Source organism: Pseudomonas sp. IPO3749 (assembly GCF_013386605.1).
GTDB classification, from domain to species: domain Bacteria; phylum Pseudomonadota; class Gammaproteobacteria; order Pseudomonadales; family Pseudomonadaceae; genus Aquipseudomonas; species Aquipseudomonas azotoformans_A.
In genome coordinates this window covers 37,511-64,202 of record NZ_JACARN010000059.1, presented here as the reverse complement: position 1 = coordinate 64,202, position 26,692 = coordinate 37,511, and the positions used below count along the sequence as shown (strand labels likewise).

The following is a 26,692-nucleotide window of genomic DNA, read 5'->3' as shown; positions in this document are numbered from 1 at the left end:
TAGCCACCACTGCTGCGGCAACCAAATTCAAGTTTCGGGAGAGTAAATCATGGGCAAAATTATCGGTATCGACCTGGGGACCACCAACTCCTGTGTCTCCGTCATGGAAAACGGCAAAGCCAAAGTAATCGAAAACGCCGAAGGCGCGCGTACCACGCCGTCGATCATTGCTTACGCAAATGATGGCGAGATCCTCGTTGGTCAGTCGGCCAAGCGTCAGGCTGTGACCAACCCGCACAACACCCTGTACGCGGTAAAGCGTCTGATCGGTCGTAAGTTCGACGAAGAAGTCGTACAAAAAGACATCAAGATGGTGCCTTACAAAATCGCCAAGGCTGACAACGGTGACGCCTGGGTTGAAGTAAATGGCAACAAAATGTCGGCACCGCAGATCTCGGCTGAAGTCTTGAAAAAGATGAAGAAGACCGCCGAAGACTACCTGGGTGAAGCTGTGACCGAAGCGGTGATCACCGTTCCGGCTTACTTCAACGACAGCCAGCGCCAGGCGACCAAAGACGCCGGCCGCATCGCGGGCCTGGACGTAAAACGTATCATCAACGAACCTACCGCAGCTGCCCTGGCTTACGGTATGGACAAGGCCAAAGGCGACCACACTGTGATCGTTTATGACCTGGGCGGTGGTACGTTCGACGTGTCGGTCATCGAGATCGCTGAAGTTGACGGCGAGCACCAGTTCGAAGTGTTGGCCACCAACGGTGACACTTTCCTGGGCGGTGAAGACTTTGACATTCGTCTGATCGACTACCTCGTTGACGAATTCAAGAAAGAAAGCGGCATGAACCTCAAGGGTGATCCGCTGGCGATGCAGCGCCTGAAAGAAGCTGCCGAGAAAGCCAAGATCGAGCTGTCCTCGAGCATGTCGACCGACGTGAACCTGCCGTACATCACTGCAGATGCCACCGGTCCTAAGCACTTGAACGTGAAGATTTCTCGCGCCAAGTTGGAAGCGCTGGTTGAAGACCTGGTTCAGCGCACCATCGAACCTTGCCGTATCGCGCTGAAAGACGCCGGTATCGACGTTGGTTCCATCAATGACGTGATCCTGGTGGGCGGTCAGACCCGTATGCCACTGGTTCAGCAGAAAGTGACCGAGTTCTTCGGTAAAGAAGCACGTAAAGACGTGAACCCGGACGAAGCGGTTGCCATGGGTGCTGCCATCCAGGGTGCGGTATTGGCCGGCGACGTGAAAGACGTGCTGCTGTTGGACGTCAGCCCGCTGACCCTGGGTATCGAAACCATGGGCGGCGTGATGACCGCGCTGATCGAGAAAAACACCACGATTCCTACCAAGAAATCGCAAGTGTTCTCGACTGCCGATGACAACCAAGGCGCTGTGACCATTCACGTGCTGCAAGGTGAGCGTAAGCAGGCTGCTCAGAACAAGTCCCTGGGCAAGTTCGACCTGGCCGAGATTCCACCAGCACCACGTGGCGTGCCACAAATCGAAGTGACCTTCGACATCGACGCCAACGGCATCCTGCACGTCGGCGCGAAAGACAAGGCAACTGGCAAAGAGCAGAAGATCACCATCAAGGCCAACTCCGGTCTGTCTGATGAAGAAATTCAACAGATGATCCGTGATGCTGAAGCCAACGCTGATGCGGATGCCAAGTTTGCTGAGCTGGCTGGCGCCCGTAACCAGGGTGATGCACTGGTTCACTCGACACGCAAAATGGTCGCTGATGCTGGCGATAAAGTGACTGCTGAAGAGAAGACTGCAATCGAAGCTGCTGTGGTTGCCCTGGAAGCCGCTGTCAAAGGCGACGACAAGGCCGCTATCGAAGCCAAGATCGAAGAGCTGTCGAAAGTCTCCGCTCCAGTGGCGCAGAAAATGTACGCCGAACAAGGTCAGCCAGCTGACGGTGCTGCGCAACAGGCAGAGCCTGAAGCCAAGCACGACGACGTTGTCGATGCCGAGTTCGAAGAAGTCAAAGACCAGAAGTAAGTTGGTCGCCCGGTTGACCGCTATCAAGCGGTGACTGGTAGGATGTCGCCGCGCGGGAGCTTGCTCCCGCGTTGGCGTGTCTGGGGTATGCGAATTTTTACAGCATGCGACAGCGTTCGGATGCTGGCGGTGTGATCGGGAATGCTCCTGCTTTCCGAGCAGTAAATACCGCATTTTTGGCCGGGTACCTGGCTAAAAGTAGTAATGACCAGGATCGTTGAATTGACGTGAGTTGGGTCCGGGCCTGTATTGGGGCTCAACGAGTTTGGCAAGGCTCAGGAGGGTCTGGCTGAACGTCCTATAAGAGTGCAAAGACTTATGGCAAAGCGTGACTATTACGAAGTGTTGGGTGTGGAGCGCGGCTCCAGCGAGGCGGACCTGAAGAAGGCCTACCGTCGCCTGGCGATGAAGCACCACCCGGACCGTAATCCGGATAGCAAAGAATCCGAAGAAATGTTCAAAGAGGCCAACGAGGCCTACGAATGTCTGTCTGATCCCAACAAGCGCGCGGCCTACGACCAGTATGGCCATGCCGGTGTCGATCCGAGCATGGGTGGCGGCGGTGCCGGGTTTGGCGGTCAGAACTTCTCCGATATCTTCGGTGACGTGTTCAGCGACTTCTTCGGCGGTGGCCGCGGTGGTCAGCGTGGCGGCGCCCAGCGTGGCAGTGATTTGCGCTACACCCTGGAATTGAACCTGGAAGAAGCCGTGCGCGGCACCAGCGTCAATATCCGTGTGCCGACGCTGGTCAACTGCAAGCCGTGCGATGGTTCGGGTGCCAAGAAGGGCTCCTCGCCCATCACGTGCCCGACGTGCGGCGGTATTGGTCAGGTCCGTATGCAGCAGGGCTTTTTCTCGGTGCAGCAGACCTGCCCGCGCTGCCATGGACAGGGCAAGATCATTTCCGATCCGTGCGACTCGTGCCACGGCGAAGGTCGTGTCGAAGAGTACAAAACCCTTTCGGTGAAAGTGCCGGCGGGCGTGGACACCGGTGATCGCATTCGTCTGTCGGGTGAAGGCGAGGCCGGTACTCAAGGCGGTCCGACGGGCGACCTGTACGTGGTGATCAATGTGCGTGAGCACTCGATCTTCCAGCGTGACGGCAAGCACCTGTTCTGCGAAGTGCCGATCAGTTTTGTCGATGCAGCCTTGGGCGGCGAGCTGGAAATTCCGACCCTCGACGGTCGGGTCAAGCTCAAGATCCCTGAAGGCACCCAGACCGGCAAGCAGTTCCGTATCCGTGGCAAAGGCGTTGCGCCGGTGCGCGGTGGCGGTGCTGGCGACCTGATGTGCCGTGTGGCGGTAGAGACTCCGGTCAACTTGAACCGCCGTCAGCGCGAATTGCTTGAAGAGTTCCGCAGCTCGATGGAGGGTGATGACTCTCACTCGCCGAAGACTGCGGGCTTTTTCGATGGCGTAAAGCGCTTCTTCGGCGACCTGTAAGGAATTGAGTATGCGACGTATAGCCGTAATGGGTGCTGCCGGGCGCATGGGCAAGACACTGGTCGAGGCGGTGCAGCAACGCTCGCCGGCCTCCGGGCTGACCGCGGCGATCGTTCGCCCGGGCAGCACGTTGATTGGTGCGGATGCCGGCGAGTTGGCCTCGTTGGGGCGCATCGGTGTGTCGTTGTCCGGCAATCTGGAGCAGGTGGCGGACGAGTTCGACGTGCTGATCGATTTCACTCTGCCGGACGTGATGCTGAAAAACCTGGCCTTCTGCCGCAAGGCGGGCAAGGCCATGGTGATCGGCACCACCGGCTTGACGGCTGAGCAGAAGCAGTTGTTGGTGGAAGCGGGCAAAGATATTCCTGTCGTCTTCGCTGCCAACTTCAGTGTCGGTGTGAACCTGTCGCTCAAGCTGCTGGATCTGGCTGCTCGCGTGCTGGGGGATGAGGCGGATATCGAGATCATCGAGACTCATCATCGCCACAAGATCGATGCGCCGTCGGGCACCGCGCTGCGCATGGGTGAGGCGATTGCCGATGCGCTGGGCCGAGACCTGTCGAAAGTGGCGGTGTACGGTCGCGAAGGCCATACCGGTGCGCGTGCGCGTGACACCATTGGTTTTGCGACGGTGCGTGGCGGCGATGTAGTGGGTGATCACACCGTGTTGTTCGCCACTGAAGGTGAGCGCCTGGAAATCACGCACAAAGCCTCCAGTCGTATGACGTTTGCCAAGGGCGCGGTACGTGCTGCGCTCTGGTTGGAAGGTCGTACGCCTGGTCTGTACGACATGCGCGATGTGCTGGATCTGCACTGATCAGTAGCTAAAACGGGGCCTCAAGCTTATGCTTAGGCCCCGTTTTTACCCGCTAAGCGACGTCCTGTCGCATTCCCCTGCCTTTAAGGCTCATTAGCGGTGGACCAAAAAAGCCTTTTTCTGTAAGCTACAGCTTTAGTGTGTTCACTAAAAGCGCGCAGAATAATTCAGTGAATAAGCGGAGTGACGTGTCCATACGTCACTCCGCTTTTTTACACCTGCGATCGCCCTTTCAGGCTTTATTTACGGGAGGTCTTCTTGACTAAGCCAGCCATACTCGCCCTTGCTGATGGCAGCATTTTTCGCGGCGAAGCCATTGGAGCCGACGGTCAGACCGTTGGAGAGGTGGTGTTTAACACTGCCATGACCGGCTATCAGGAAATCCTTACCGATCCTTCCTACGCCCAACAGATCGTTACCCTGACCTATCCGCACATCGGCAATACCGGTACTACACCGGAAGACGTCGAGTCTGATCGTGTCTGGTCGGCGGGTCTGGTGATTCGCGACCTGCCACTGGTTGCGAGCAACTGGCGTAACACGATGTCGCTGTCCGATTACCTGAAAGCCAACAATGTTGTGGCGATCGCCGGTATCGATACGCGCCGCCTCACGCGCATCCTGCGTGAAAAAGGCTCGCAGAACGGCTGCATCATGGTCGGTGACAATATCTCCGAAGAGGCGGCGATTGCCGCAGCGCAAGGTTTCCCAGGCCTGAAGGGCATGGACCTGGCGAAAGTCGTCAGCGTCAAAGAGAAGTACGAGTGGCGCTCCACTGTCTGGGACTTGAAGACCGACAGCCATGCGACCATCGAAGCTGCTGACCTGCCTTACCACGTTGTGGCCTACGACTACGGCGTCAAGTACAACATCCTGCGCATGCTGGTCGAGCGCGGCTGCCGCGTGACCGTGGTGCCGGCGCAAACGCCTGCCAGCGACGTACTCGCCTTGCAGCCGGACGGCGTGTTCCTGTCCAACGGCCCGGGTGACCCTGAGCCATGCGACTATGCCATCCAGGCGATCAAGGACGTGCTGGAAACCGAGATTCCGGTATTCGGTATCTGCCTCGGTCACCAGCTGCTGGCCCTGGCCTCCGGCGCCAAGACTCTGAAAATGGGCCACGGCCACCACGGTGCCAACCACCCGGTACAGGACCTGGACACTGGCGTTGTGATGATCACCAGCCAGAACCACGGTTTTGCGGTAGATGAAGCCACCCTGCCGAGCAACGTGCGCGCCATTCACAAGTCGCTGTTCGACGGTTCCCTGCAGGGCATCGAGCGCACCGACAAGAGCGCGTTCAGCTTCCAGGGCCACCCTGAAGCGAGCCCAGGCCCGAACGACGTAGCGCCGCTGTTCGACCGTTTCATCAATGAGATGGCCAAGCGACGCTGACTGAGCGGCCTGCGGGCGGCCCCGGATTCCGGTGGCCCCCGCGGGCTCATCAAAGATTGTTCAAGACGGCTTGCCGACTGACCTGCGGATTTGAGTGACAAACCCATGCCAAAACGTACAGACATAAAAAGCATCCTGATTCTCGGCGCTGGCCCGATCGTGATCGGCCAGGCCTGCGAATTCGACTACTCCGGCGCCCAGGCCTGTAAAGCCCTGCGCGAAGAGGGTTACCGCGTCATCCTGGTGAACTCCAACCCGGCCACCATCATGACCGACCCGGACATGGCCGACGCCACCTACATCGAGCCGATCAAGTGGCAGACCGTTGCCAAGATCATCGAGAAAGAGCGTCCGGACGCGCTGCTGCCAACCATGGGTGGTCAAACCGCTCTGAACTGCGCCCTGGACCTGGAGCGCGAAGGCGTCCTGGAGAAATTCGGCGTAGAAATGATCGGCGCCAATGCCGACACCATCGACAAGGCCGAAGACCGTTCGCGCTTTGACAAGGCGATGAAGTCCATCGGCCTGGACTGCCCGCGCTCGGGCATCGCCCACAGCATGGAAGAAGCCAACGCAGTGCTCGAGAAGCTTGGCTTCCCGTGCATCATCCGTCCGTCCTTCACCATGGGCGGGACCGGTGGCGGTATCGCTTACAACCGTGAAGAGTTCGAAGAAATCTGCTCTCGTGGCCTGGACCTGTCGCCGACCAAAGAGCTGCTGATTGACGAGTCCCTGATCGGCTGGAAAGAGTATGAGATGGAGGTTGTCCGCGATAAAAAGGACAACTGCATCATCGTCTGCTCCATCGAAAACTTCGATCCGATGGGCGTGCACACCGGTGACTCGATCACCGTTGCTCCGGCGCAGACCCTGACGGACAAGGAATACCAGATCATGCGTAACGCCTCGCTGGCGGTACTGCGTGAAATCGGCGTGGAAACCGGCGGTTCCAACGTCCAGTTCGGCATCTGCCCGGACACGGGTCGCATGGTAGTCATCGAGATGAACCCGCGGGTGTCCCGTTCCTCGGCCCTGGCCTCGAAAGCTACCGGCTTCCCGATTGCGCGTATCGCTGCCAAGTTGGCGATCGGCTATACCCTGGACGAACTGCAGAACGAAATCACCGGCGGCGCTACTCCGGCGTCCTTCGAGCCGTCGATCGACTACGTCGTCACTAAGCTGCCACGTTTCGCTTTCGAGAAATTCCCGAAAGCCGACGCACGCCTGACCACTCAAATGAAGTCGGTGGGTGAAGTCATGGCCATCGGTCGGACCTTCCAGGAATCCCTGCAGAAAGCCCTGCGTGGTCTGGAAGTGGGCGTTTGTGGCCTGGACGAGAAGCTCGATCTGAGCAACCCGGAAAGCATGAGCATCCTCAAGCGCGAACTGACCGTGCCGGGCGCCGAGCGCATCTGGTACGTGGCTGACGCGTTCCGCGCCGGCCTGTCGGTCGAAGACATCTTCGGCATGAACATGATCGACCCGTGGTTCCTGGTGCAGATCGAAGACCTGATCAAGGAAGAAGAGAAGGTCAAGACCCTGGGTCTTGCCAGTATCGACCGCGACTTGATGTTCAAGCTCAAGCGCAAAGGTTTCTCCGACATGCGTCTGGCCAAGTTGCTGGGTGTGACCGAGAAAGCGTTGCGTCGCCACCGCCACAAGCTGGAGATCTTCCCGGTCTACAAGCGCGTTGACACCTGCGCGGCCGAGTTCGCCACCGACACCGCCTACATGTACTCAACCTACGAGGAAGAGTGCGAAGCCGCGCCGTCGGGCCGCGACAAGATCATGATCCTCGGCGGTGGCCCAAACCGTATCGGCCAGGGTATCGAGTTCGACTACTGCTGCGTACACGCGGCATTGGCCCTGCGCGAAGACGGTTACGAGACCATCATGGTCAACTGCAACCCGGAAACCGTTTCCACCGACTACGACACCTCCGATCGCCTGTATTTCGAGCCAGTGACCCTGGAAGACGTGCTGGAAATCTGCCGGGTCGAGAAGCCGAAGGGCGTGATCGTCCAGTACGGCGGCCAGACCCCGCTGAAACTGGCGCGTGCCCTGGAAGAAGCCGGCGTGCCGATTATCGGCACCAGCCCAGACGCGATCGACCGTGCAGAAGACCGTGAACGCTTCCAGCAAATGGTTGAACGCCTGAACCTGCGCCAGCCGCCAAACGCCACCGTGCGCAGCGAAGACGAAGCTATCCGTGCAGCCAGCAAGATTGGCTATCCGCTGGTGGTGCGTCCGTCCTACGTACTGGGCGGCCGCGCGATGGAAATCGTCTACGAAGAAGAAGAACTCAAGCGCTACCTGCGTGATGCGGTGAAAGTGTCCAACGACAGCCCGGTGCTGCTCGACCACTTCCTCAACTGCGCCATTGAGATGGACGTGGATGCAGTGTGTGACGGTACCGACGTGGTGATCGGCGCGATCATGCAACACATCGAACAGGCGGGCGTTCACTCCGGTGACTCCGCTTGCTCGCTGCCGCCGTACTCGCTGCCGGCGCACATCCAGGACGAGATGCGCGAACAGGTCAAGAAAATGGCCCTGGAGTTGGGCGTGGTCGGCCTGATGAACGTACAGTTGGCGCTGCAAGGCGAAGACATCTACGTCATCGAAGTCAACCCGCGTGCTTCGCGTACCGTGCCATTCGTTTCCAAGTGCATCGGTGTGTCCCTGGCCATGATCGCTGCCCGCGTGATGGCCGGTAAGACCCTGAAGGAAATTGGCTTCACCAAGGAAATCATTCCTAACTTCTACAGCGTGAAAGAGGCGGTGTTCCCGTTCGCCAAATTCCCTGGTGTGGACCCGATCCTGGGCCCAGAGATGAAGTCCACCGGTGAAGTCATGGGTGTGGGCGATACCTTCGGCGAAGCCTTCGCCAAGGCCCAGATGGGCGCCAGCGAAGTGCTGCCGACCGGCGGTACTGCGTTCATCAGTGTGCGTGATGATGACAAGCCACTGGTTGCAGGCGTGGCCCGTGATCTGATCAACTTGGGCTTCGAAGTCGTGGCCACCGCCGGGACCGCCAAGCTGATCGAAGCTGCCGGCCTGAAAGTGCGTCGCGTGAACAAGGTGACGGAAGGCCGTCCGCACGTGGTCGACATGATCAAGAATGACGAAGTCACCCTGATCATCAACACCACCGAAGGTCGCCAGTCGATCGCGGATTCCTACTCCATTCGCCGTAACGCCTTGCAGCACAAGATCTACTGCACCACCACCATTGCTGCTGGCGAAGCCATCTGCGAAGCGCTCAAGTTCGGTCCGGAAAAGACCGTGCGTCGCTTGCAGGATCTACACGCAGGATTGAAGGCATGACCAAATACCCAATGACCGTCCAGGGCTTCAAGGCCCTGGAAGAGGAGCACGCCCATCTGACCAAGGTCGTCCGTCCAAAGCTGAGCCAGGACATCGGTACGGCCCGCGAATTGGGCGATCTGAAGGAAAACGCCGAATACCATGCTGCTCGCGAGCAGCAAGGTATGGTCGAGGCGCGGATCCGTGACATCGAAGGTCGCCTGCAGAACTCGGTGGTCATCGACGTGACGACCATTCCGAAGACCGGCAAGGTGATTTTCGGCACGACCGTGGAAATCGCCAACGTCGAGACGGACGAAAGCGTGGTCTACCACATCGTTGGCGAAGATGAGGCTGACTTCAAACTCGGCAAGATCTCTGTCGGTTCTCCGCTGGCCCGCGCCTTGATTGCCAAGGAAGAGGGTGATGTGGTGTCTGTCAAAACGCCGGGCGGCGTGACCGAGTACGAGATTGTTGAAGTTCGTCACGTCTGAAAGACGGCGCCCGCTTCGTGCGGGCGCCATGCTTTGGCAACTCTCCCAGATGCTTTGGGTGGGCGGCCTGTGGTTGCTGCACATTGGCGTGTTGCCGGCGCTGGGCCTGATAGGCCTGGCACCGTTGCTGATCGATGAGATCGATGGATTACTCAGTGCGTTGCTGGTGGGTTTTGCGGCGGCGTGCGTGACGCTCCAGGCGTTGGTGCTGGTCAAGGCTGAAGGCTTGGGAAGTTTGTGGCGGGATATTCGCGGGCAACTGCTGTTGATGGCGCTGTATGCGTGTGCAATGTATTGCATGGTGCATGTCTGGCTGCCGGAAGCGTTGCGCTGGCAGCTATTCAGCTATCTTGTGCTAGGGTTTTCCGGTCTGGTGCTGGTGATGCAGCCGGCGCCAGGTTGGAGTGGCAGGGCGCGCGAAGCACGCCCGTGACCCTTTTTATTACTTGAAGCGGTGTACGTTCGACAGTTGCTTGTTGACGCTGAAGTTCTTGCGATACAGCAGCGCCATCTTGCCGATGACCTGGACCAGGTCCGCTTTGCCTACCTTGCACAGTTCTGCAATGGCAGCCAGGCGCGCTTCGCGGTCAAGGATGTTGACCTTGATCTTGATCAGTTCATGATCGTTCAGCGCACGTTCGAATTCGGCTAACACACCTTCAGTCAAACCGTTATCTGCCACAATCAGAACTGGTTTCAGATGGTGGCCAATGGATTTGTACTGTTTCTTCTGCTCTTGAGTGAGCGGCATAATCTGACCCCTGCGTCTGATCTTGTAAAAAGCGGCGGCCAGTTTACCCGAGCGAGTCCGGGACCGCCCAGTTAATCACGACCCGTTTTATTTTTCGAGGTGGCCCGTGGCCCGTTCCAAAACCAGCCTTAAGTGGCTACAAGAACATTTCAACGATCCTTACGTCAAAAAGGCACAAAAGGACGGCTACCGTTCCCGGGCCAGCTACAAGCTGTTGGAGATCCAGGACAAGGACAAACTGATTCGTCCAGGCATGAGCGTAATTGATCTGGGGGCCGCCCCAGGTGGCTGGTCCCAGGTGACCAGTCGTCTGATTGGCGGGCAGGGCCGCTTGATCGCTTCCGATATCCTGGAAATGGACAGCATCCCGGATGTGACCTTTGTTCATGGTGATTTCACTCAGGATGCCGTACTCGCCCAGATCCTCGAGGCTGTGGGAAATTCGCAGGTAGACCTTGTGATTTCCGACATGGCCCCCAATATGAGTGGATTACCGGCCGTTGATATGCCGCGCGCAATGTTCCTATGTGAACTGGCGCTGGATTTGGCGGGTCGGGTTTTGCGTCCTGGTGGTGATTTTCTGGTGAAAGTCTTCCAGGGCGAGGGTTTCGACGAGTACCACAAGAACATCCGCAAGCTGTTCGACAAGGTGCAAACGCGTAAGCCTGACTCTTCCCGAGACAGGTCGCGGGAGCAGTACCTGCTGTGCCGCGGCTTCCGCGGGGTTGAAGGCGCTGCGAGTGAAGAGCGTTTTTGAGGAATTGGAGGAGGGCGATAGGTTTTTTTATATCGCTTTCGTCACGAAGCTTTACGAATATTGTGTAGTCAAAGTTTCACAAAGGGTTACAGACGGCGCCTGCCAGAGTTGTAGGTAATGTAGTAAGTTAGGCCGGTGAATATCATGCGAAGCGCGCGCCAGTAGCGGAGCTTGCTTCAGAGGGTAGTTAATTGAACGATATGGCAAAGAATCTGATCCTGTGGTTGATCATCGCGGCTGTCCTGGTGACGGTGATGAACAACTTCTCCAGCCCTAACGAGCCGCAGACCCTCAACTATTCCGACTTCATCCAGCAAGTTAAGGATGGCAAGGTCGAGCGCGTAGCGGTTGATGGCTACGTGATCACCGGCAAACGCAACGATGGCGACAGCTTCAAGACCATTCGTCCGGCGATCCAGGACAACGGTCTGATCGGCGACCTGGTGGATAACCACGTGGTGGTCGAAGGCAAGCAGCCTGAGCAGCAGAGCATCTGGACCCAATTGCTGGTCGCCAGCTTCCCGATCCTGGTGATCATCGCTGTGTTCATGTTCTTCATGCGCCAGATGCAAGGCGGTGCGGGAGGCAAGGGCGGGCCGATGAGCTTCGGCAAGAGCAAGGCACGCCTGCTCTCCGAAGATCAGGTGAAAACCACCCTGGCTGACGTTGCCGGTTGCGACGAAGCCAAGGAAGAAGTGGGTGAGCTGGTCGAGTTCCTGCGTGATCCAGGCAAGTTCCAGCGCCTGGGTGGCCGCATTCCTCGCGGTGTACTGATGGTCGGTCCTCCGGGTACTGGTAAAACCTTGCTGGCCAAGGCGATTGCCGGCGAAGCCAAGGTGCCGTTCTTCACCATTTCCGGTTCTGACTTCGTCGAGATGTTCGTCGGTGTTGGTGCCAGCCGTGTTCGCGATATGTTCGAACAGGCTAAAAAGCATGCACCGTGCATCATCTTCATCGACGAAATCGACGCCGTTGGTCGCCATCGTGGTGCTGGCATGGGCGGCGGTCATGATGAGCGTGAGCAGACCCTTAACCAGTTGCTGGTTGAGATGGACGGCTTTGAAATGAATGATGGCATTATCGTCATCGCTGCAACCAACCGTCCGGACGTATTGGACCCCGCGTTGCTGCGTCCGGGCCGTTTCGACCGCCAGGTTGTGGTGGGCTTGCCGGATATCCGTGGTCGCGAACAGATCCTGAAAGTACACATGCGCAAAGTGCCAATGGGTGACGACGTGGCTCCGGCCGTGATTGCCCGTGGCACGCCAGGCTTCTCAGGTGCTGACCTGGCCAACCTGGTCAACGAGGCGTCGCTGTTCGCTGCCCGTACCGGCAAGCGCATCGTTGAAATGAAAGAATTCGAACTGGCAAAAGACAAGATCATGATGGGCGCCGAGCGCAAATCCATGGTCATGTCCGAGAAAGAGAAGCAGAACACCGCTTATCACGAAGCCGGTCACGCTATTGTTGGTCGCGTCGTGCCTGAGCATGATCCGGTCTACAAGGTGTCGATCATTCCTCGTGGTCGGGCGCTGGGTGTGACCATGTTCCTCCCGGAAGAGGATCGCTACAGCCTCTCCAAGCGCGCACTGATCAGTCAGATCTGCTCGTTGTATGGCGGTCGGATTGCTGAAGAAATGACCTTGGGCTTTGACGGGGTCACCACAGGTGCCTCCAACGACATCATGCGTGCCAGCCAGATTGCACGGAACATGGTGACCAAGTGGGGCTTGTCGGAAAAACTCGGCCCGCTCATGTATGCCGAGGAAGAAGGTGAAGTGTTCCTGGGTCGCGGTGGTGGTGGTCAAAACGCCAGCTTCTCCGGTGAGACTGCCAAGCTGATCGACTCCGAAGTGCGCAGTATCATTGACCAGTGCTACGGCACGGCCAAGCAGATCCTGACGGACAACCGCGACAAGCTGGATGCCATGGCGGATGCGCTGATGAAGTACGAGACCATTGATGCCGACCAGATCGACGACATCATGGCCGGTCGCGCACCCCGCGAGCCTCGCGATTGGGAAGGCGGTTCGGGCACCTCTGGCACGCCGCCAGTGGTTCAGAACGAACGCCCTGAAACTCCGATCGGCGGTCCGGCAGCTGACGTCTAAGGTTTGAAATGACTTCTGTGTTGTCCTCCACCCGGTTGCCTTGCGGCAACCGGGTTCTTGATTTGGCCCATACGCATGTCATGGGCATTCTCAATGTCACTCCCGATTCCTTTTCCGATGGCGGCCGCTTCAGCCAGCTCGATGCTGCATTGCGCCATGCTGAGGCAATGGTTGCGGCGGGCGCGACATTGATTGATGTCGGTGGCGAATCGACCCGGCCTGGCGCTCGCGTTGTATCCCCTTTGGAAGAGCTGGAGAGGGTGGCGCCGATCGTCGAGCGCATTGCGCGTGAACTGGATGTCATTATCTCGGTTGATACGTCGACGCCAGCCGTGATGCGCGAAACTGCGCGCCTCGGGGCGGGGCTGATCAACGATGTGCGCTCTCTTCAGCGTGACGGGGCTCTGGATGCGGCTGCGGCCACCGGATTGCCGGTGTGCCTGATGCATATGCTGGGTGAGCCCGGCAATATGCAGGACAGCCCGCACTATGATGATCTTGTCGGTGAGGTGAGTGGTTTTCTCGCGGAGCGAGTCGCTCAATGCGCAGTCGCGGGAATTGCCGCAGAAAAGATCATCCTCGACCCTGGCTTCGGCTTCGCCAAGACCCTGCAGCACAATCTGAGTTTGTTCAAACACATGGAATCCCTGCATGCCCTTGGTCGCCCCCTGCTGGTCGGCGTTTCACGCAAGAGCATGATTGGCCTGGCCCTGAATCGACCAGTGGGTGAGCGCTTGTACGGCGGTCTTGCGCTGGCGGCGCTTGCCGTCACCAAGGGGGCGCGCATATTACGTGTGCATGATGTTGCCGAGACAGTGGATGTAGTGCGTATGATTGCCGCGGTAGAATCAGCCGAATAAGAATGATGGAGCACTTATGACTAAAAAATACTTTGGCACCGACGGTATCCGTGGTCGGGTCGGCGAATTTCCGATTACTCCTGATTTCATGCTCAAGCTGGGTTGGGCTGCGGGTATGGCGTTCCGAAGCATGGGCGCGTGCCGCATCCTGGTGGGCAAGGACACTCGCATCTCGGGCTACATGTTTGAGTCTGCGTTGGAGGCGGGTCTGTCTGCAGCGGGGGCTGATGTCATGTTGCTGGGGCCCATGCCGACGCCGGCGATCGCTTACCTGACGCGTACCTTCCACGCTGAAGCCGGTATTGTGATCAGTGCCTCGCACAACCCGCATGATGACAACGGCATCAAATTCTTCTCGGGTCAGGGCACCAAGCTGCCGGACGAGATCGAGTTGATGATTGAAGAGCTGCTGGATGCACCGATGACGGTGGTTGAGTCCAGCAAGTTGGGCAAGGTGTCGCGCATCAATGACGCCTCTGGCCGCTATATCGAATTCTGCAAGAGTAGCGTGCCAAGCAGCACCAATTTTGCCGGCTTGAAGATTGTGGTCGATTGCGCCCATGGCGCTACCTACAAGGTGGCGCCCAGTGTGTTCAAGGAATTGGGGGCGGATGTAACCGTGCTGTCGGCTCAGCCTAATGGGTTGAACATCAACGACAACTGCGGCTCCACCCACATGGAGCAATTGCAGGCTGCGGTCCTTGCTGAACATGCTGACCTGGGCATTGCGTTTGACGGCGACGGTGACCGTGTTTTGATGGTGGATCACACCGGCGCCATTGTTGATGGTGATGATCTGCTGTTCATCATTGCGCGCGATATGCATGAGCGCAACAAGCTGCAAGGTGGTGTCGTTGGTACGCTGATGAGCAACCTGGGGCTTGAATTGGCCTTGGCGGATCTGGGTATTCCTTTCGTGCGCGCCAATGTCGGTGACCGCTACGTGATCGCTGAGCTGCTGGAGCGTAACTGGCTGGTGGGCGGCGAGAACTCCGGGCATGTCGTGTGCTTCCAGCACACCACCACGGGTGACGCGATCATCGCTGCGCTGCAGGTTCTGCTGTCGTTGCGTCGCCGCGAAGAAAGTCTTGCCCAGGCACGCCAGGCGCTGCGCAAATGTCCGCAAGTGCTGCTCAATGTGCGTTTTGGCGGCGGCGAAAACCCGATCGAGCACCCGGCTGTCAAAGAGGCGTGCGAGCGCGTAACCCTTGCTATGGCGGGGCGTGGCCGCGTGTTGTTGCGCAAGTCCGGCACAGAGCCTCTGGTGCGTGTCATGGTCGAAGGTGATGACGAAACACAGGTTCGCGGCCATGCCGAAGACCTGGCAAAACTGGTAACTGAAGTTTGCGCCTGAATTCGGCTTGCCAGTGATGATGTGGTTGGGTAACATCTGCGCCCACTTTGACCGACGAGGTACAGCATGCGTCGCACTATGGTAGCTGGTAACTGGAAGATGCACGGTACCCGCGCCAGTGTCGCTGAGCTGATCAATGGCCTTCGTCACTTGGCCTTGCCGAGCGGTGTTGATGTCGCGGTGTTCCCACCTTGCTTGCATATCAACCAAGTGGTTGATGGCCTGAAAGGCAAGTCGATCCAGGTCGGCGCGCAGAACTCTGCGGTGGAGCCGATGCAAGGTGCGTTGACCGGTGAGATTTCGCCGAGTCAGCTGGTTGATGCGGGTTGTTCCTATGTGCTTGTCGGGCACTCCGAGCGCCGTCAGATGATGGGCGAGCGTGATGGGACACTCAATCGCAAGTTCGCAGCGGCACAGGCTTGTGGCTTGATTCCGGTGTTGTGCATAGGGGAGACCCTGGAGCAGCGCGAATCGGGCAAGACTCTTGAAGTTGTCTCGCGTCAGTTGGGCAGCATCATTGAGGAGCTGGGTGTTGGTGCGTTTGCAAAGGCAGTCATTGCCTACGAGCCGGTCTGGGCCATTGGTACCGGGCTGACTGCTACACCGCAACAGGCGCAGGATGTGCACGCAGCCATCCGCGCGCAGTTGGCGGCAGAGAATTCTGAAGTCGCACAAGGTGTGCGTCTTCTATACGGCGGCAGCGTGAAGGCGGCCAATGCGGTCGAACTGTTCGGCATGCCGGATATCGATGGGGGGCTCATTGGTGGAGCTTCCCTGAATGCAGATGAGTTCGGTGCGATCTGTCGCGCCGCGGGAAACTGAAAAAATGCTGGAAACAGTCGTAGTCGTTTTTCATCTGTTGGCTGCCCTGGGCGTAGTTGCCCTGGTTTTGTTGCAACAGGGTAAAGGTGCGGATGCTGGTGCGTCTTTCGGTGCAGGTGCTTCAAATACTGTGTTCGGAAGCCAAGGTTCCTCTACCTTTCTTAGTAAGTTTACTGCTATACTTGCCGCCGGTTTCTTCATAACCAGCTTGGGGTTAGGTTACTTTGCTAAAGAGAAAGCTCATGTGCTGACTCAAGTAGGTCTCCCAAACCCAGCAGTGTTGGAAGTACCAAAAGCAAAACCGGCTTCTGATGATGTCCCGGTGCTTCAAGAGCAAAAGTCGGCTACTCCAGCGACTGACGTACCTCCAGCTCAAGAGCAGAAGTAAGAAGGGTTGTAAACGCTGTATTGCCGAGGTGGTGGAATTGGTAGACACGCAACCTTGAGGTGGTTGTGCCCATAGGGTGTAGGGGTTCGAGTCCCCTTCTCGGTACCAATTATCAGGAGAGCCCGCTGTTGCGGGCTTTCTTGTAGGTGGAAGGTTACATTGACCCTGTAAGGGATCGGTCGTATACTTCCGCCCCAGCTTTGTCGCGGGGTGGAGCAGTCTGGTAGCTCGTCGGGCTCATAACCCGAAGGTCGTCGGTTCAAATCCGGCCCCCGCAACCAGTTTTAGCGGAGCCCCTTTTAAGGGGCTTTTTGTTAGCTGGACACTTTCAACGCCGCTGTTCGACGGCGTTTCAAGGATGGGCGTTTCGCCCATTTTTTTATTTTGCACAGCATGCACATACATGCACGAGGGGGTTCAGGTGTCGAGCAAGCTAGAAGAGTTGCAGGCCTTGCTGGCCCCGGTGGTCGTGGCCCTAGGCTATGAATGCTGGGGTATTGAGTTTTCGGCTCAAGGTCGCCACTCAATGTTGCGCGTTTATATCGATAAAGAGGGCGGCGTGCTGGTGGACGATTGTGCCATTGTCAGCCGTCAGATCAGCGGTGTGCTGGATGTTGAAGATCCAATCTCCGTTGAATACACCCTCGAAGTTTCCTCGCCAGGCATGGAACGCCCACTGTTCACTATTGAGCAGTTTGCAAAATTTGCCGGTGAACAAGTGAAGATCAAGCTGCGATCTCCCTTTGAAGGGCGACGCAACTTTCAGGGCCTTCTGCGCGGTGTAGAAGAACAGGATGTCGTGGTGCAGGTAGAAGACCATGAGTTCCTGTTGCCGATCGATATGATCGACAAGGCCAACATTATTCCCAGTTTTGACTGAGACGCGGATCCCGCGGATCCAATGGCTTGCGAAAGGCGAGGCGTACGATGAGCAAAGAAGTACTGCTGGTTGTTGAGTCGGTATCCAATGAAAAGGGCGTACCGGCAAACGTGATTTTTGAAGCGCTGGAGCTGGCCCTGGCCACTGCTACCAAAAAGCGTTTTGAAGACGAAGTTGATCTGCGTGTGGAAATCAACCGCCACACCGGTGCCTATGAGACTTTCCGTCGCTGGACGGTCGTCGAAGAAGCCGATCTTGATGATCCGGCCATCGAAACCTGGCCAAGCAAGGTTGCGCAAACGCATCCTGGTGCCAAGGTCGGTGATGTGGTCGAAGAAAAGATCGAATCGATCGAATTCGGCCGTATTGCTGCACAGACCGCCAAACAGGTCATCGTGCAGAAGGTTCGCGAAGCCGAGCGCGCTCAAGTCGTTGACGCTTATCGCGAGCGCCTGGGTGAAATCATCTCCGGCACCGTGAAAAAAGTCACCCGCGACAACGTGATCGTCGACCTGGGCAACAACGCCGAAGCGTTGCTGGCCCGCGAAGACATCATTTCTCGCGAAACCTTCCGTGTCGGCGTGCGCCTGCGTGCGCTGCTCAAGGAAATCCGCACCGAGAACCGCGGCCCTCAGTTGATCCTGTCGCGTACCGCGCCGGAAATGCTGATCGAGCTGTTCCGTATCGAAGTGCCGGAAATCGCCGAAGGCCTGATCGAAGTCATGGCTGCGTCCCGCGACCCGGGTTCGCGCGCCAAGATCGCGGTTCGCTCCAAGGACAAACGCATCGACCCGCAAGGCGCTTGCATCGGTATGCGCGGTTCGCGCGTCCAGGCAGTGTCGGGCGAATTGGGCGGTGAGCGTGTGGACATCGTCCTGTGGGACGATAACCCGGCGCAGTTCGTGATCAACGCCATGTCGCCGGCTGAAGTGGCGGCAATTATCGTTGACGAAGATGCCCATGCAATGGACATCGCCGTTGGCGCAGACAATCTGGCTCAGGCCATTGGTCGTGGTGGTCAGAACGTGCGTCTGGCCAGCCAACTGACCGGTTGGACCCTGAACGTGATGACCGAATCGGACATCCAGGCTAAGCAGCAAGCTGAAACCGGTGACATCCTGCGCAACTTCATCGAAGAGCTCGAAGTCGATGAAGACCTGGCACAGGTGCTGGTAGATGAAGGCTTCACCAGCCTGGAAGAGATTGCCTACGTACCGTTGGAAGAAATGCTCAACATCGACGGCTTTGACGAAGACACCGTCAACGAGCTTCGCGCTCGGGCCAAGGATCGTTTGTTGACTAAAGCCATCGCTACTGAGGAAAAGCTGGCAGACGCCCATCCGGCCGAAGACCTGCTCTCGCTTGAGGGTATGGACAAGGATTTGGCGATGGAACTGGCGGTGCGCGGCGTAATTACCCGCGAAGACCTGGCCGAGCAGTCTATTGACGATCTGCTCGACATCGACGGCATTGACGATGATCGTGCCGGCAAGTTGATCATGGCCGCCCGAGCCCATTGGTTCGAGTAACTAGGCGCGGCCTGAGGAGAGAAGTGCATGACGCAAGTCACGGTGAAACAACTGGCCGATGAGGTCAAAACACCGGTAGAGCGCCTGTTGCAGCAGATGCGTGAGGCAGGTCTGCCGCACACCGCCGCCGATGAAGGTGTGAGCGACAGTGAGAAGCAGTCTTTGCTGACTCACTTGAAGAGCAGCCACAAGGCGAAAGTGGAAGAACCGCGCAAGATTACATTGCAGCGCAAAACCACCAGCACCCTGCGTGTTGCTGGTAGCAAGAGCATCAGCGTTGAAGTACGCAAGAAGAAAGTCTTCGTACAGCGCAGCCCGGAAGAAATCGAAGCCGAGCGCAAACGCGAACTGGAAGAACGTCGCGCAGTAGAAAATGCTGCACGTCAGAAGGCTGAAGAAGAAGCCAAGCGTCGCGCCGAAGAAGAAGCGCGTCGCCAGCCTGCTGCTGCGCAACCTGCTGCCACTGAAGCGGTCGCCGCGCCTAGCGCTCCTGTAGAAGCTGTGCGTGAGGCCGCTCCGGTTGCCGCTGCACCAGCACCTGCTGCTGACGCTCGCAAGCGCGACGAACCTCGTCGTCCGGACAAGCCGCGTGCTGACGATAACAATCGTCGCGGTGGTGGTGGCGATGGCGAGCGCAAAAACGCTCCGCATCGCGCCTCGGTCAAAGAGAAGGCGCCTGCTCCACGCGTTGCCCCACGTACTACCGACGAAGAAAGCGATGGCTTCCGTCGTGGTGGTCGCGGCAAGGCCAAGCTGAAGAAACGCAACGCCCACGGTTTCCAGAGCCCAACCGGCCCTGTCGTGCGTGAAGTGAAGATCGGCGAGACCATCACTGTGGGCGATCTGGCCCAGCAGATGTCGGTCAAGGCAGCTGAAATCATCAAGTTCATGTTCAAGCTGGGCACTCCGGCCACCATCAACCAGGTACTGGACCAGGAAACTGCCCAGTTGGTTGCTGAAGAGCTGGGCCACAAAGTGACCCTGGTCAGCGACACCGCCCTGGAAGATTCCCTGGCCGAGTCCCTGAAGTTTGAAGGTGAGGCGGTTTCCCGTGCACCGGTTGTGACCGTAATGGGCCACGTTGACCACGGTAAAACTTCCCTGCTCGACTACATCCGTCGTGCCAAGGTGGCTGCGGGCGAAGCCGGCGGTATCACCCAGCACATCGGTGCGTACCACGTTGAAACCGACCGTGGCATGGTGACGTTCCTCGACACCCCTGGTCACGCCGCGTTTACCGCGATGCGTGCCCGTGGTGCCAAGGCGACTGACATCGTGATCCTGGTGGTTGCAGCGGACGACGGCGTGATGCCACAAACCATCGAAGCCGTTCAGCATGCCAAGGCAGCTGGCGTTCCGTTGGTAGTCGCAGTGAACAAAATCGACAAGCCGGGCGCCGATCTTGATCGCATCCGTAGCGAACTGTCGGTTCACGGCGTGACCTCCGAAGAGTGGGGTGGCGACACTCCATTCGTACCGGTCTCCGCGAAGATGGGTACCGGCGTTGACGAACTGCTCGAAGCCGTTCTGTTGCAAGCCGAGGTTCTGGAACTGACCGCTACTCCATCGGCTCCTGGCCGTGGCGTTGTGGTTGAGTCCCGTCTCGACAAGGGCCGCGGCCCTGTTGCGACCGTCCTGGTTCAAGACGGTACCCTGCGCCAAGGCGACATGGTGCTGGTCGGTTCGAACTACGGCCGTGTACGTGCCATGCTCGACGAGAACGGCAAGCCAATCAAGGAAGCAGGTCCTGCTATCCCGGTCGAGATCCTCGGCCTGGACGGTACCCCGGACGCTGGCGACGAGATGAGCGTGGTTGCCGACGAGAAGAAAGCCCGTGAAGTGGCTCTGTTCCGTCAAGGCAAGTTCCGTGAAGTCAAGCTGGCCCGTGCTCACGCCGGCAAGCTGGAAAACATCTTCGAGAATATGGGCCAGGAAGAGAAGAAGACGCTTAACATCGTCCTCAAATCTGACGTACGTGGTTCCCTCGAAGCGTTGAACGGCGCCTTGAATGGCCTGGGTAACGACGAAGTGCAAGTGCGCGTTGTCGGTGGCGGTGTCGGTGGTATCACCGAATCCGACGCCAACCTGGCACTGGCTTCCAACGCTGTACTGTTCGGCTTCAACGTGCGTGCCGATGCTGGCGCTCGCAAGATCGTCGAGCAGGAAGGCCTGGACATGCGTTACTACAACGTCATCTACGACATCATCGAAGACGTCAAGAAAGCCCTCACCGGCATGCTTGGCAGCGACGTCCGGGAGAACATCCTGGGTGTGGCCGAGGTGCGTGACGTGTTCCGCTCGCCGAAATTCGGCGCGATCGCCGGTTGCATGGTTATCGAAGGTGTTGTGCACCGTAACCGTCCAATCCGTGTACTGCGTGAAGACATCGTTATCTTCGAAGGCGAGCTGGAATCCCTGCGCCGCTTCAAGGATGACGCTTCCGAAGTACGTGCCGGCATGGAGTGCGGTATCGGCGTCAAGAGCTACAACGACGTCAAGGTGGGCGACAAGATCGAAGTCTTCGAGAAGGTTCAGGTTGCTCGCAGCCTCTAACTCGCGCACTTCCGGAGCCACGCCGCGTGTGGGCATGCAAATGCCCCGCGCAGCGTACGGACTCTAAACGCAACGCCCGGTCTGGCTTTTGTCAGGCCGGGCGTTTGCCGCTTTCAGACCCCACGGGTTTCACCGTGTGGCAGTAACAGGTAACAAGACATGGCAAAAGAATACAGCCGTACCCAGCGTATCGGCGATCAGATGCAGCGCGAGCTGGCCCAACTGATCCGTCGCGAAGTCAAAGACCCCCGCGTTGGCCTGGTCACCATCACCGCCGTTGAAGTGAGCCGTGACGTGGGTCACGCCAAGATCTTCATCACCGTGATGGGGCAGGACAGCAGCGAAGAGATCGCGCAAAGCATCAAGGTGCTCAACTCGGCTGCGGGTTTCCTGCGGATGCAGTTGGCCCGTGAAATGAAGCTGCGCAGTGTTCCCCAGTTGCATTTCCACTACGACGAAAGCGTCGTGCGTGGCGCGCACCTGTCGGCACTGATCGAGCGCGCCGTGGCTGAAGACAGTCAGCACCCGTCCACACCTGAAGACGCCAAGGAGTAAGCGGTGGCTCAGGTCAAACGTATCCGTCGCAACGTCAGCGGCATCATTCTGCTCGACAAGCCCATTGGCTTTACCTCCAATGCCGCCTTGCAGAAGGTCCGTTGGCTGCTCAACGCCGAAAAGGCCGGGCACACCGGCAGCCTCGATCCTTTGGCCACCGGTGTACTGCCGTTGTGCTTTGGCGAGGCCACCAAGTTCTCGCAATACCTGCTCGATTCCGACAAGGGTTACGAAACCCTGATGCAATTGGGCAAGACCACCACCACGGCCGACGCCGAAGGTGATGTTCTGCAGGTTCGCGATGTTACCGTTGGTCGTGCTGATATTGAAGCGGCTTTGCCCGGTTTTCGTGGGCAAATCAGTCAGATACCGCCGATGTACTCGGCGCTCAAGCGTGATGGCCAGCCTCTTTACAAGCTGGCACGTGCGGGCGAAGTAGTGGAGCGCGAACCGCGTTCTGTTACTATTGCGCGCTTGGAGTTGCTCGCTTGTGAAGGCGACACTGCCCGCCTGGCCGTGGACTGCAGCAAAGGCACCTATATCCGTACCCTCGTGGAAGATATCGGTGAACAGCTCGGTTGCGGTGCGTACGTTGCAGAACTGCGACGTACCCAGGCCGGCCCTTTCAGCCTGGCCCAGACGGTCACGCTGGAAGAGTTGGAAGCCGTACACGCCGAAGGTGGCAACGAAGCGGTTGATCGCTTCCTGATGCCATCGGACAGCGGTTTGCTGGATTGGCCATTGCTGCACTTCTCGGAGCACAGCGCGTTCTACTGGCTCAACGGCCAGCCGGTACGTGCCCCGGATGCCCCGAAGTTCGGCATGGTGCGGGTACAGGATCATAACGGTCGCTTCATCGGTATCGGTGAAGTGAGCGAAGACGGGCGCATCGCGCCGCGTCGACTGATTCGGTCAGAATGACCGAACGAGTGTGGCTGTTAACAGGCACGGTCAACACTCATTTTTAGATACAGGGATTTGTCCCTGGCCTGTTGAAACTGCCCTTTGGGTGGTTTCCTGAAAAAAGGATTGCCTCATGGCTCTCGACGTTCAAGAAAAAGCACAAATCGTTGCTGACTATCAGCAAGCTGTTGGTGACACTGGTTCGCCAGAAGTGCAAGTTGCACTGCTGACCCACAACATCAACAAGCTGCAAGGTCACTTCAAGGCCAACGGTAAAGATCACCACTCCCGTCGTGGTCTGATCCGCATGGTAAACCAGCGCCGTAAGCTGCTGGACTACCTGAAAGGCAAGGATCTGGGTCGTTATCAGACTCTGATCGGTCGCCTGGGTCTGCGTCGCTAATAAGCGATTGCGCTAGAGGTTGGTTGTCTGCCGTGTGTCAGTGGGATTCCCGCTGGCGCATGGTAGGCTCCCAGCCTCAAGTTTTATCTGGATACACGTTTTACCCCTGGACCAGGTTCGGGCCGATTCCCGACATTGCCCAAGAATTTCGCAAGAAGACAAGTTCCCCCAAGAGCCACAAAGAAGGTAGGACACCGTGAACCCGGTTATCAAAAAATTCCAGTTCGGTCAGTCGACCGTTACCCTCGAGACAGGCCGTATCGCCCGTCAAGCCTCCGGCGCAGTGCTGGTTACCGTTGACGACGACGTGACCGTTCTGGTGACCGTTGTTGGCGCCAAGACCGCTGACCCGAGCAAAGGCTTCTTCCCTCTGTCCGTTCACTACCAGGAAAAGACTTACGCTGCCGGTAAGATCCCTGGCGGCTTCTTCAAGCGTGAAGGCCGTCCTTCCGAGAAAGAAACCCTGACTTCCCGACTGATCGACCGTCCGATCCGTCCGCTGTTCCCAGAAGGCTTCATGAACGAAGTGCAGGTTGTCTGCACCGTCGTTTCCACCAGCAAAAAGACCGATCCGGACATCGCTGCGATGATCGGTACCTCGGCTGCCCTTGCTATCTCCGGCATTCCTTTCGATGGCCCGATCGGCGCAGCCCGCGTTGCTTTCCACGAAAGCACCGGCTACCTGCTGAACCCGACCTACGAGCAACAGAAAGCGTCGAGCCTGGACATGGTCGTTGCCGGTACCTCGGAAGCCGTGTTGATGGTTGAATCGGAAGCCAAAGAGCTGACCGAAGACCAGATGCTGGGCGCCGTGCTGTTCGCCCACGACGAGTTCCAGGCTGTCATCAAGGCTGTCACCGAGCTGGCTGCCGAAGCCGCCAAGCCAACCTGGACCTGGGCTCCACAAGCCGAAGCCACCGAGCTGCTGGGCGCTATCCGCTCCGAGTTCGGCGCTGCCATCTCCGACGCCTACACCATCACCGTCAAGGCCGACCGTTACGCTCGCCTGGGCGAGTTGAAGGATCAGGTTGTGGCCAAGCTGTCCGGTGAAGAAGGCCAGCCTTCCTCCAGCGACGTCAAAGCGGCTTTCGGTGAAATCGAATACCGCACCGTTCGCGAAAACATCGTTAACGGCAAGCCACGTATCGACGGTCGCGACACCCGCACCGTACGTCCGCTGAACATCGAAGTCGGCGTTCTGCCGAAGACTCACGGTTCGGCGCTGTTCACCCGTGGTGAAACCCAGGCTCTGGTAGTTGCGACCCTGGGCACCGCCCGTGACGCACAGCTGCTGGACACCCTGGAAGGCGAGAAAAAAGACCCGTTCATGCTGCACTACAACTTCCCTCCGTTCTCGGTGGGCGAGTGTGGTCGCATGGGTGGCGCTGGTCGTCGCGAAATCGGTCACGGCCGTCTGGCCCGTCGTTCGATCGCCGCCATGCTGCCTGCTGCCGACGTGTTCCCGTACACCATCCGTGTTGTGTCGGAAATCACCGAATCCAACGGTTCCAGCTCCATGGCTTCCGTTTGCGGTGCTTCCCTGGCACTGATGGACGCGGGCGTGCCGATGAAGGCGCCGGTTGCCGGTATCGCCATGGGCCTGGTTAAAGAAGGCGAGAAGTTCGCCATCCTGACCGACATCCTGGGTGACGAAGACCACCTGGGCGACATGGACTTCAAAGTAGCCGGTACCGCCAAAGGTGTGACCGCGCTGCAGATGGACATCAAGATCAAGGGCATCACCGAAGAAATCATGGAAATCGCTCTGGGCCAAGCCCTGGAAGCGCGCCTGAACATCCTCGGTCAGATGAACCAGATCATTGGTCAGTCCCGTACCGAACTGTCGGAAAATGCTCCGACCATGATCGCGATGAAAATCGACACCGACAAAATCCGTGATGTCATCGGTAAAGGCGGCGCGACTATCCGTGCGATCTGTGAAGAGACCAAGGCTTCGATCGACATCGAAGACGACGGCTCGATCAAGATCTTCGGCGAAACCAAGGAAGCGGCTGAAGCAGCACGTCAGCGCGTTCTGGGCATCACTGCTGAGGCCGAGATCGGCAAGATCTACGTCGGTAAGGTTGAGCGCATCGTCGACTTCGGCGCATTCGTCAACATCCTGCCGGGCAAGGACGGTCTGGTTCACATCTCCATGCTGAGCGACGCTCGCGTTGAGAAAGTGACTGACATCCTGAAAGAAGGCCAGGAAGTGGAAGTGCTGGTACTGGACGTGGACAACCGCGGCCGTATCAAGCTGTCCATCAAGGACGTTGCAGCAGCCAAAGCTTCGGGCGTTTAACGACCCCCAAGCGTTGCGCTGAAAAAAAGGACTCCTCGGAGTCCTTTTTTTATGGGCGCTGGAAAGTGACGGTAAATCAGCTGCTTAGCCGAAACCAAAAGCCGCAACTTGCATGCAGTCACGATGACGTTCATGCAACTTGCACGATTCCGAAAAATGCTTGTTTTTATAAGTATTTGTTTTATATGGGTTTTATTGGCTTACAAGACTTGGCACACTGCCTGCAATATCCCTGTTAACGCTGCAGCATCAAGGTTTACGTACTGCAGACTTTTAATAAAACAGGAGTTACTCGTATGAAGAAGTTCGCTCTCGCTACTGCTACCGCTCTGACCCTGGCCATGGGTGCTAACGTAGCCTTTGCTCAGACTTCCCAAGCCCCTATGACGCTGGCGGCCGGTGAAGTGACCAAGGCTAAAGAGTCCACCTCGGATACTTGGATCACCACCAAAGTGAAAGCTGACCTGCTGACCGAGAAAGGTATTCCTGGTTCGGACATCAAGGTTGAAACCAACAAAGGCGTGGTTTCCCTGTCCTCGACAGTCGCTATCTCCGACGCACAGAAAGCTACTGCTGTAGCTATCACCAAGAAAATCAAAGGCGTGACCGCCGTTTCGGCTGACGGCCTGATGGCTGGCGGCGCTACCAAGGCTGACAACGTCGACAAAACCAAAAGCGCAGCAGCCGGTGCCAAAGAGTCCACTTCGGACACTTGGATCACCACCAAAGTAAAAGCTGACCTGGTTACCGAGAAAGGCATTCCGGGTACCGACATCAAAGTCGAAACCAACAAAGGCGTAGTGTCCCTGTCTTCGACCGCAGCCGTCACTGAAGCTCAGAAAACTACCGCGGTGAACATCACCAAGAAAATCAAAGGCGTTAAAGCTGTATCGGCCGACGGCCTGAAAGCAGAGTAACGCACCCGTTTCGTTTGGACTGGATAGCGGCGGCTTAGGGTGAGTTAGATATCCACCCGATGCACCTCTGGAGTTCATGCGACGGACCACACGGATGTGGTCATTACAGGCCCCGGCACTTGTGTCGGGGCCTGTTCTATTCTGGGCTGGAATACATGAGAATCAAATGTGGGAGCGGGCAAGCCC

General features: G+C 57.9%; 22 protein-coding genes and 2 tRNA genes. 23 read left to right on the top strand and 1 reads right to left on the bottom strand.

Features of this window, described 5'->3' with window-relative positions:
• Positions 1 to 49: 49 nt before the first annotated feature.
• The 7 genes from dnaK to HX812_RS22365 all read left to right on the top strand — a co-directional run bounded on the left by dnaK (position 50) and on the right by HX812_RS22365 (position 9,854).
• A complete protein-coding gene (gene dnaK / locus HX812_RS22395) occupies positions 50 to 1,966 on the top strand; it encodes a molecular chaperone DnaK (protein ID WP_028617977.1) in 1,917 nt (638 codons plus the stop codon).
• Between the two features lie 318 nt (positions 1,967 to 2,284).
• Positions 2,285 to 3,409, top strand: a complete 1,125-nt coding sequence (gene dnaJ, locus HX812_RS22390; RefSeq protein WP_016976814.1) for a molecular chaperone DnaJ — start codon at positions 2,285 to 2,287, stop codon at positions 3,407 to 3,409.
• 10 nt (positions 3,410 to 3,419) lie between these two features.
• Entirely contained in the window at positions 3,420 to 4,226 is an 807-nt protein-coding gene (gene dapB, locus HX812_RS22385; RefSeq protein WP_033898256.1) for a 4-hydroxy-tetrahydrodipicolinate reductase, read from the top strand.
• 258 nt (positions 4,227 to 4,484) lie between these two features.
• On the top strand, positions 4,485 to 5,621 hold the full coding sequence (gene carA / locus HX812_RS22380; protein WP_038843802.1) for a glutamine-hydrolyzing carbamoyl-phosphate synthase small subunit: 1,137 nt from the start codon (positions 4,485 to 4,487) through the stop codon (positions 5,619 to 5,621).
• Between the two features lie 105 nt (positions 5,622 to 5,726).
• Positions 5,727 to 8,948 (top strand): carbamoyl-phosphate synthase large subunit, encoded by a 3,222-nt coding sequence (gene carB / locus HX812_RS22375; protein WP_038843804.1) that lies wholly within the window; start codon positions 5,727 to 5,729, stop codon positions 8,946 to 8,948.
• Positions 8,945 to 9,421 (top strand): transcription elongation factor GreA, encoded by a 477-nt coding sequence (gene greA, locus HX812_RS22370; protein WP_010206609.1) that lies wholly within the window; start codon positions 8,945 to 8,947, stop codon positions 9,419 to 9,421. Before carB ends, greA begins: the two co-directional genes overlap by 4 nt.
• A gap of 28 nt (positions 9,422 to 9,449) precedes the next feature.
• A complete protein-coding gene (locus HX812_RS22365; protein ID WP_038843806.1) occupies positions 9,450 to 9,854 on the top strand; it encodes a hypothetical protein in 405 nt (134 codons plus the stop codon).
• Between the two features lie 9 nt (positions 9,855 to 9,863).
• Here the strand turns inward: HX812_RS22365 and HX812_RS22360 are convergent, their stop codons facing one another.
• Positions 9,864 to 10,172, bottom strand: coding sequence for a YhbY family RNA-binding protein (locus HX812_RS22360; protein ID WP_010206607.1), 309 nt, complete (start codon positions 10,170 to 10,172; stop codon positions 9,864 to 9,866).
• Between the two features lie 106 nt (positions 10,173 to 10,278).
• Here HX812_RS22360 and rlmE point away from each other — a divergent pair, with 106 nt between their 5' ends.
• The 16 genes from rlmE (at position 10,279) to HX812_RS22280 (ending at position 26,506) form a co-directional block, all read left to right on the top strand.
• Positions 10,279 to 10,929, top strand: a complete 651-nt coding sequence (gene rlmE, locus HX812_RS22355) for a 23S rRNA (uridine(2552)-2'-O)-methyltransferase RlmE (RefSeq protein ID WP_032862906.1) — start codon at positions 10,279 to 10,281, stop codon at positions 10,927 to 10,929.
• A 200-nt stretch (positions 10,930 to 11,129) separates the two neighbouring features.
• The gene (ftsH, locus tag HX812_RS22350; RefSeq protein WP_016976820.1) at positions 11,130 to 13,040 is read left to right on the top strand and encodes an ATP-dependent zinc metalloprotease FtsH; all 1,911 of its coding nucleotides are present in this window, start codon (positions 11,130 to 11,132) and stop codon (positions 13,038 to 13,040) included.
• Between the two features lie 8 nt (positions 13,041 to 13,048).
• Entirely contained in the window at positions 13,049 to 13,900 is an 852-nt protein-coding gene (folP, locus tag HX812_RS22345) for a dihydropteroate synthase (protein WP_010206604.1), read from the top strand.
• A gap of 16 nt (positions 13,901 to 13,916) precedes the next feature.
• Positions 13,917 to 15,254, top strand: coding sequence for a phosphoglucosamine mutase (gene glmM / locus HX812_RS22340; protein WP_038843809.1), 1,338 nt, complete (start codon positions 13,917 to 13,919; stop codon positions 15,252 to 15,254).
• A gap of 66 nt (positions 15,255 to 15,320) precedes the next feature.
• Positions 15,321 to 16,076, top strand: coding sequence for a triose-phosphate isomerase (gene tpiA / locus HX812_RS22335; protein ID WP_003194193.1), 756 nt, complete (start codon positions 15,321 to 15,323; stop codon positions 16,074 to 16,076).
• A 4-nt stretch (positions 16,077 to 16,080) separates the two neighbouring features.
• On the top strand, positions 16,081 to 16,464 hold the full coding sequence (secG, locus tag HX812_RS22330; RefSeq protein WP_010206600.1) for a preprotein translocase subunit SecG: 384 nt from the start codon (positions 16,081 to 16,083) through the stop codon (positions 16,462 to 16,464).
• A gap of 22 nt (positions 16,465 to 16,486) precedes the next feature.
• Positions 16,487 to 16,572: transfer RNA gene (locus tag HX812_RS22325), tRNA-Leu, on the top strand.
• Positions 16,573 to 16,668: 96 nt separating this feature from the next.
• Positions 16,669 to 16,745 (top strand) — tRNA-Met (locus HX812_RS22320).
• A 140-nt stretch (positions 16,746 to 16,885) separates the two neighbouring features.
• Positions 16,886 to 17,344, top strand: a complete 459-nt coding sequence (rimP, locus tag HX812_RS22315) for a ribosome maturation factor RimP (protein WP_038843818.1) — start codon at positions 16,886 to 16,888, stop codon at positions 17,342 to 17,344.
• A 47-nt stretch (positions 17,345 to 17,391) separates the two neighbouring features.
• On the top strand, positions 17,392 to 18,873 hold the full coding sequence (gene nusA / locus HX812_RS22310; protein WP_010206599.1) for a transcription termination factor NusA: 1,482 nt from the start codon (positions 17,392 to 17,394) through the stop codon (positions 18,871 to 18,873).
• Positions 18,874 to 18,900: 27 nt separating this feature from the next.
• Positions 18,901 to 21,426 carry a translation initiation factor IF-2 gene (gene infB, locus HX812_RS22305; RefSeq protein WP_016976824.1) on the top strand — a complete coding sequence of 842 codons (2,526 nt, stop codon included), beginning with the start codon at positions 18,901 to 18,903 and terminating at the stop codon, positions 21,424 to 21,426.
• Positions 21,427 to 21,585: 159 nt separating this feature from the next.
• Positions 21,586 to 21,981, top strand: a complete 396-nt coding sequence (gene rbfA, locus HX812_RS22300) for a 30S ribosome-binding factor RbfA (protein WP_016973761.1) — start codon at positions 21,586 to 21,588, stop codon at positions 21,979 to 21,981.
• A gap of 3 nt (positions 21,982 to 21,984) precedes the next feature.
• The gene (gene truB, locus HX812_RS22295; RefSeq protein ID WP_003235022.1) at positions 21,985 to 22,902 is read left to right on the top strand and encodes a tRNA pseudouridine(55) synthase TruB; all 918 of its coding nucleotides are present in this window, start codon (positions 21,985 to 21,987) and stop codon (positions 22,900 to 22,902) included.
• A 115-nt stretch (positions 22,903 to 23,017) separates the two neighbouring features.
• Positions 23,018 to 23,287, top strand: coding sequence for a 30S ribosomal protein S15 (gene rpsO, locus HX812_RS22290; RefSeq protein WP_003177875.1), 270 nt, complete (start codon positions 23,018 to 23,020; stop codon positions 23,285 to 23,287).
• Between the two features lie 196 nt (positions 23,288 to 23,483).
• Positions 23,484 to 25,589, top strand: coding sequence for a polyribonucleotide nucleotidyltransferase (pnp, locus tag HX812_RS22285; RefSeq protein ID WP_016976826.1), 2,106 nt, complete (start codon positions 23,484 to 23,486; stop codon positions 25,587 to 25,589).
• Between the two features lie 296 nt (positions 25,590 to 25,885).
• A complete protein-coding gene (locus HX812_RS22280) occupies positions 25,886 to 26,506 on the top strand; it encodes a BON domain-containing protein (protein ID WP_038843813.1) in 621 nt (206 codons plus the stop codon).
• The last annotated feature ends 186 nt before the right edge of the window (positions 26,507 to 26,692 follow it).

Bases quoted from the DNA above. Each gene is read 5' to 3' on its own strand.
- dnaK (WP_028617977.1), top strand. From the start codon at position 50: ATGGGCAAAATTATCGGTATCGACCTGGGGACCACCAACTCCTGTGTC.
- dnaJ (WP_016976814.1), top strand. From the start codon at position 2,285: ATGGCAAAGCGTGACTATTACGAAGTGTTGGGTGTGGAGCGCGGCTCC.
- dapB (WP_033898256.1), top strand. From the start codon at position 3,420: ATGCGACGTATAGCCGTAATGGGTGCTGCCGGGCGCATGGGCAAGACA.
- carB (WP_038843804.1), top strand. From the start codon at position 5,727: ATGCCAAAACGTACAGACATAAAAAGCATCCTGATTCTCGGCGCTGGC.
- greA (WP_010206609.1), top strand. From the start codon at position 8,945: ATGACCAAATACCCAATGACCGTCCAGGGCTTCAAGGCCCTGGAAGAG.
- HX812_RS22365 (WP_038843806.1), top strand. From the start codon at position 9,450: ATGCTTTGGCAACTCTCCCAGATGCTTTGGGTGGGCGGCCTGTGGTTG.
- HX812_RS22360 (WP_010206607.1), bottom strand. From the start codon at position 10,172: ATGCCGCTCACTCAAGAGCAGAAGAAACAGTACAAATCCATTGGCCAC.
- ftsH (WP_016976820.1), top strand. From the start codon at position 11,130: ATGGCAAAGAATCTGATCCTGTGGTTGATCATCGCGGCTGTCCTGGTG.
- folP (WP_010206604.1), top strand. From the start codon at position 13,049: ATGACTTCTGTGTTGTCCTCCACCCGGTTGCCTTGCGGCAACCGGGTT.
- glmM (WP_038843809.1), top strand. From the start codon at position 13,917: ATGACTAAAAAATACTTTGGCACCGACGGTATCCGTGGTCGGGTCGGC.
- tpiA (WP_003194193.1), top strand. From the start codon at position 15,321: ATGCGTCGCACTATGGTAGCTGGTAACTGGAAGATGCACGGTACCCGC.
- secG (WP_010206600.1), top strand. From the start codon at position 16,081: ATGCTGGAAACAGTCGTAGTCGTTTTTCATCTGTTGGCTGCCCTGGGC.
- nusA (WP_010206599.1), top strand. From the start codon at position 17,392: ATGAGCAAAGAAGTACTGCTGGTTGTTGAGTCGGTATCCAATGAAAAG.
- infB (WP_016976824.1), top strand. From the start codon at position 18,901: ATGACGCAAGTCACGGTGAAACAACTGGCCGATGAGGTCAAAACACCG.
- rbfA (WP_016973761.1), top strand. From the start codon at position 21,586: ATGGCAAAAGAATACAGCCGTACCCAGCGTATCGGCGATCAGATGCAG.
- rpsO (WP_003177875.1), top strand. From the start codon at position 23,018: ATGGCTCTCGACGTTCAAGAAAAAGCACAAATCGTTGCTGACTATCAG.
- HX812_RS22280 (WP_038843813.1), top strand. From the start codon at position 25,886: ATGAAGAAGTTCGCTCTCGCTACTGCTACCGCTCTGACCCTGGCCATG.